Consider the following 5,317-nt stretch of genomic DNA (forward strand, 5'->3'; position numbering starts at 1 on the left):
GGGCGGGGAGGGGGAGGGGAAAGGGGGAGACGGCTCAGCGGATGTCGATCTTGTAGATGCTGTCCTGGGCAGGGCCCTTGCTGGTCCCCAGCCACAGCTGGTCCGCGCCCGGCACCTTGGCCAGCGCCCGCAGTCGGCCGTAGGCGCCGCTGTAGTAGGACGTCCCCGTCCCGACCGCCTTGCCGGTCGCGTCGATCGGCAGCCGCCACAGCCGCTCGCCGCGCAGCGTGGAGACGTAGATGACGTCGTTGACGATCGCGACCTGCGCGGGCACGCCTCCCGCCTCCGGCTTCCAGACCGACTTGGGGTTCTTCATGCCCGCGGTGGAGCAGTTGCCCTCGCAGGTGGGCCAGCCGTAGTTGCCGCCCTTCTCGACGAGGTTCAGCTCGTCCCACTCGGAGCCCCCGATCTCGGCCTCCCACAGCCGGCCCCGGGAGTCCCACGCGAGGCCCTCCGCGTTGCGGTGGCCGTAGCTGTACACCCGGTTGCCGAAGGGGTTGCCGGGTGCCGCTGCCCCCGTCCTGGTGATGCGCAGGATCTTGCCGTTGAGCGAGTTCTTGTCCTGCGCGGTCGTCTTGTCCAGGGCGTCGCCGGTGGTGACGTACAGGTAGCCGTCGGGCCCGAAGGCGATGCCGCCGCCGTTGTGGTCCCCGTGGAACTTGATGCCGCCGAGCACGACGGTGTACCCGCTGAGCGAGGTGCCGTCGAAGCGCATCTTCGCGACCCGGGTGCCGGCGGTGGTCGTCTGCACGAAGAACACGTCCTTGTCCGTCGTGCCGTTCCAGGTCGGCGAGGTCGCCACGCCCAGCAGCCCGCCGCTCGCGGCGTTGGCGTCACCGTCGTCGGCGACGGTGTTCGGGACCTTTCCCACCTTCGTCCTGGTGCCGTCGGACCTGAGCAGCCACACCGCGGACGTGTACCGCTCGGTCACCAGCGCCTTCGCCGTCTTCGGCAGGAAGGAGATCCCCCATGGGAACGCCATCTTGTCGGTGAGGGTGCTGATGCCCGACGGCGCACCGCCCTGCCGGAGGTCACCGGCCCCGCCGGCCCCGCCCGCGGACGCCGGCTGTGCGGCCGCGCCCGGCGCCTGGAGCAGGGCCGCGGTCAGCGCGGCGGTGACGGCGGCGGCCGCGGTGACACCCGGACGGACTCGATGCAGCACCCGATGCGCCAAACGTGACATGTCGATGCCTTTCCTGTCGTGGGGGGAGAGGACCGCGGCATTCCCCGAACGGAGGAACGGACGGCCGGTGGCGAGCGTGAGGGGGTCGGGAGCGGCCAATGCGGCTCCGCCGTGTCAGGCCTCGTGGGGAGGGGCCGGGCCGGAGCGGGGCAATGACTCTGCACTCCTGCCAGGAGTATTGGGGCCATGTCGAGGCGGCAGCCACCCGGGTTGACCCATCTGCTGGGCGACGTTGGACCGCGAGGGGACAAAACCACAGCAAAGGGACCGCAAAGTGAATCCACGTCAGGTGAACCCCCGCCGCTGAGGCAACATCTTGGTGAACGGCGAGCGCCGCGCGGTCCGGACGCAGGTGCCGCCACAGCCCGGACGGGGTGAGGGACGTGGTGGAGCCGAGGATCGCCGTCGCCGTGGTGACCATGGGCAACCGGCCCGCCGAGGTCGACGCCCTGCTGGAGTCCGTGGCCAAGCAGGACGTCGCCCCCGCCCGGATCGTGATCGTCGGCAACGGCTGCCGGCTGCCCGAGTTCGCCCGGCGGCTGTCCCTGCCGGGCGAGGTCACCACCATCGACGTCGAGGAGAACCTGGGCTGCCCGGGCGGGCGCAACGTGGCCCTGGCCCGGCTCCGCGAATACGGCGACGTCGACGTCGTGGTCGAACTGGACGACGACGGTCTGCTCGCCGACGCCGACGTGCTGCGCCGGGTGCGCGAGCTGTACGCCGCCGACCCGCGCCTCGGCATCGTCGGCTTCCGGATCGCCGACGAGCACGGCGAGACCCAGCAGCGGCACGTGCCCCGGGTCGGCAAGTCGGATCCACTGCGCGGCGGTTACGTCACCGGCTTCCTCGGCGGCGGCCACGCCTTCCGCATGGCGATGCTGGCGGAGACGGGGGACTGGCCGGCGGAGTTCTTCTTCGCGCACGAGGAGACCGACCTCGCCTGGCGGGCGGCCGACGCCGGCTGGAAGATCCTCTACGCCCCCGAGCTGCTCCTGCGCCACCCGAGGACCTCGCCGGCCCGGCACGCGATCTACTACCGCGTCAACGCCCGCAACCGGGTCTGGCTCGCGCGGCGCCGGCTGCCCCTGCCGCTGATCCCGGTGCACCTCGGCGTGTGGCTGCTGCTCACCCTCGCCCGCACCCGGTCCACGGCCGGGCTGCGGGCCTGGTTCGGCGGGTTCGCCGAGGGGCTGCGGGAGCCGGCGGGCGAACGGCGGCCGATGCGCTGGCGGACGGTGTGGCGGCTGACCCGCCTCGGGCGCCCGCCCGTCATCTGAGCGTACGGCGTCGCGGGCGGGGTGCGGGTACGGGACAGGACCCCGGTCGCTCACCTCCGACGACCGGGGCCCTACAACGTCCCCGGACCTGGCCTGCGGCGACACTCCCCCGAGTTACGCGTCTTGACGCGTGCGCCGTCGGGCCGGATCCGATGAAAGGATCACATCAGGGCCCGCCAACGGATCGCTAACATGTGGCCAACGGTTCGTCCGCAGGTCGTCGACCGGCTGGCCGGAAGTCGCCGGACGGCGGGCGACGGCAGCCGGAACTTTAACGGAATCCGGTCGCGACCGGCAGATGCGCGGTGGCGGGAAACTGTGGTGGACGGGGCGGAATTCCGCCAGGGAACGGCGGGCAGGTGCCCGCCGCGCGGCGCGGTCACGACAAGACCGTGCGGGAAGGCAGTGGGCGGCGTGATGCGGCGGTACGAGCTGCGGTTCGGGCTGCTGGGACCGCCCGTTCTGTACGACCGACAGCCGTACGGGATTTCGTACGACGGCTGCGACGCCGGCGTCCCCGGCGACACCCCCGACAACAGCGTGCGGGCCATCGGCAGCCCCAAGGTGCGTGCCCTGCTCGTGGCGCTGCTGCTCGAGGCGGGCCGGGTGGTGTCCGTCGAGTCGCTGAAGGACGCCCTGTGGGGCGGGGCGCCGCCCGTCTCCGCGCAGGCGTCCCTGCACAACCACGTCACCCGGCTGCGCCGGCTCCTGGACGACCCCGAGCGGCTCAGGGCCGTCGCCCCCGGCTATCTGCTGCGGGTGGACCACGGTGAACTGGACGTGCACGTGTTCGAAGCCCTGGTGGCCGAGGCGCGCGCCGCGCACGCCCGGAGCGACTGGGCCGGAGTCGTGCGCCCCTGTACGGCCGCGCTGTCGCTCTGGCGCGGCGCACCGCTCAGCGGGCTTCCCGCCGACTTCGGCGGCTACGCCCTCGTGCAGCGCCTGGAGGAGGCGCGGCGGCTCCTGCTGGAGTGGCGCTACGACGCCGAACTCGCCCTCGGCGGAGCCAGGATCGCCGGGCTCGTCCCGGAGCTGGCGGCCCTGGTGGCCGAGCATCCGCTGCGCGAGGCGTACCACCGTCAGCTGATGCTCGCCCTGCACCGCACCGGCCGTCAGGCCGAGGCCCTGGCCGTCCACCGCGATCTGCGCGCCCGCCTGGTCGACGAACTCGGCGTCGAGCCCGGACCCGCCGTCCGCCGGGCCCATGTGGAAGTACTGCGCGGCTCCTCGGATACGCCGAAGGGCCAGGGGACGCGGACCGAGGACGCGGTGCCGGTCCGCCGCGTGCCGGGGGAGGCCGCCGCCGGGACGGTCGTCGTCGGTGGGCCGCTGGTCGGGGGGCCGTCGGTCAGTGGGCCGGAGGTCGGTGGACCGGTCGCCACCGCGACGATCGCCAGGGGAACCTCCGCGCCGGGCGACGGAAACGGCGAGGGCCGGGGAGGGGCTGCCGCAGCCGCGTGCGTGCCGGCGTCCGCACCCGCACCCGCACCGGCACCGGCACCGGCACCGGCACCCAGGTCAGCGTCCGCACCGGCGCCCGCCTCCCCGGCCACCGGCGGTGCGGCGGTCCGTACGGCCCAAGGGCCGGTGTCACCCGCCTCCGGCACACCGGCCACGCGTACCCCCGCGCCGGCTCAACTCCCCCCACCACCGGCCAACTTCACCGGGCGAGCCGCCGAGCACCGGGAACTGCACCGGAGCCTCGCCGAGCGGCGGAGCCGGCTCGCGGTGATCAGCGGCATGGCCGGGGTCGGCAAGAGCGCCCTCGCGCTGCACGCGGCCCACGGGCTGCGGGAACGCTTCCCGGACGGCCAGCTGTACGTCAACCTGCACGGCGCCGCCCCCGGCATGGGCCCGCTGACCTCGGCACAGGCGCTCGCCGCACTGCTGCGCGACCTCGGCGCCGAGCCCCGCACCATCCCCGAACACCCCGACGCGGCCAGCGCGTTGCTCCGCTCGCTGCTCGCCCCCGCCCGCATGCTGCTGGTGCTGGACGACGCCGCGAGCGCGGCCCAGGTGCGCCCCCTGCTGCCGGCCGGCCCCGGCTGCGCCGTGATCGTCACCAGCCGCTCGCCGCTGACCGCCCTCGACGGCGCCCTGCGCCTCCCGCTCGGCCCGCTGACCGGCGAGGACAGCGCGGCGCTGCTCCGGGCCGTGAGCGGCCGCGAGGGACTGGACGCCGGTCACGCGCTGGTCGAGCTGACCGGCAGGCTGCCGCTGGCGCTGCGGGTCGTCGCCGCCCGGCTGGCCGCCCGCCGCGCCCTCACCCCGGACGTGCTGGCCGGGCAACTGGCCGACACCGGGGGCCGGCTGCGCCACCTGGAGTACGACGACCTGAGCGTCCGCCGCTCCCTCGCGGTGGCCCATGACGCACTAGCCGCCGCCGACCGCGAGGCCGACCGGGACGCGGCCCTCGTGCTGCGCCGCATCGGAGCCCTCGACCTGCCCAGTTACGGCGCCCCGCTGGTCGCCCGCCTGACCGGCACCGACGCGCGCCGCGCCGAGGCCGCGCTGGACCGGCTGGTCGACGTGGCCCTGCTGGAGGAGACGGCGTACGGCCGGTACGCCCCGCACGACCTGGTGCGTGACTTCGCCCGCGAACTGGCGGACGCCGACACCCGTCCCGGCACGGCCGCCGGCGGGGCACCCGGCTCCGGCCCCGACCGCCGCACGAGCGTGGACCGCCGCACGGGCCTCGACCGGCGCGGGGGCACCGACCGGCGCACAGGTGACGACCGCCGCGCGGACACCCCCGGTCCCGCGGGCCGGGACCGCCGCGCAGACACCTCCACACCCACCGACACCGGCACGGTCACCTCCGCGCCCACCCCCACGTCCACCGCCACCACCTCCGCGG

The 5,317-nt window shown here is 74.7% G+C and carries 3 protein-coding genes; 2 read left to right on the forward strand and 1 reads right to left on the reverse strand.

The annotated features are described in order from the left end of the window. Nucleotides 1-34: 34 nt before the first annotated feature. Nucleotides 35-1,183 (reverse strand): PQQ-dependent sugar dehydrogenase, encoded by a 1,149-nt coding sequence (locus tag V7E45_RS38470; RefSeq protein WP_333778925.1) that lies wholly within the window; start codon nucleotides 1,181-1,183, stop codon nucleotides 35-37. A 383-nt stretch (nucleotides 1,184-1,566) separates the two neighbouring features. On the opposite strand from V7E45_RS38470, the gene V7E45_RS38475 reads away from it, so the two are divergent. Together V7E45_RS38475 and V7E45_RS38480 are read left to right on the forward strand one after the other, a co-directional pair. Continuing rightward, nucleotides 1,567-2,460, forward strand: coding sequence for a glycosyltransferase family 2 protein (locus tag V7E45_RS38475; RefSeq protein WP_333778926.1), 894 nt, complete (start codon nucleotides 1,567-1,569; stop codon nucleotides 2,458-2,460). Between the two features lie 417 nt (nucleotides 2,461-2,877). After that, on the forward strand, nucleotides 2,878-5,317 hold a 2,440-nt coding region (locus V7E45_RS38480; protein ID WP_443056349.1), incomplete at its 3' end, for a BTAD domain-containing putative transcriptional regulator.

This window comes from Streptomyces sp. IBSBF 3136 (genome assembly GCF_036815105.1).
Lineage (GTDB): Bacteria > Actinomycetota > Actinomycetes > Streptomycetales > Streptomycetaceae > Streptomyces.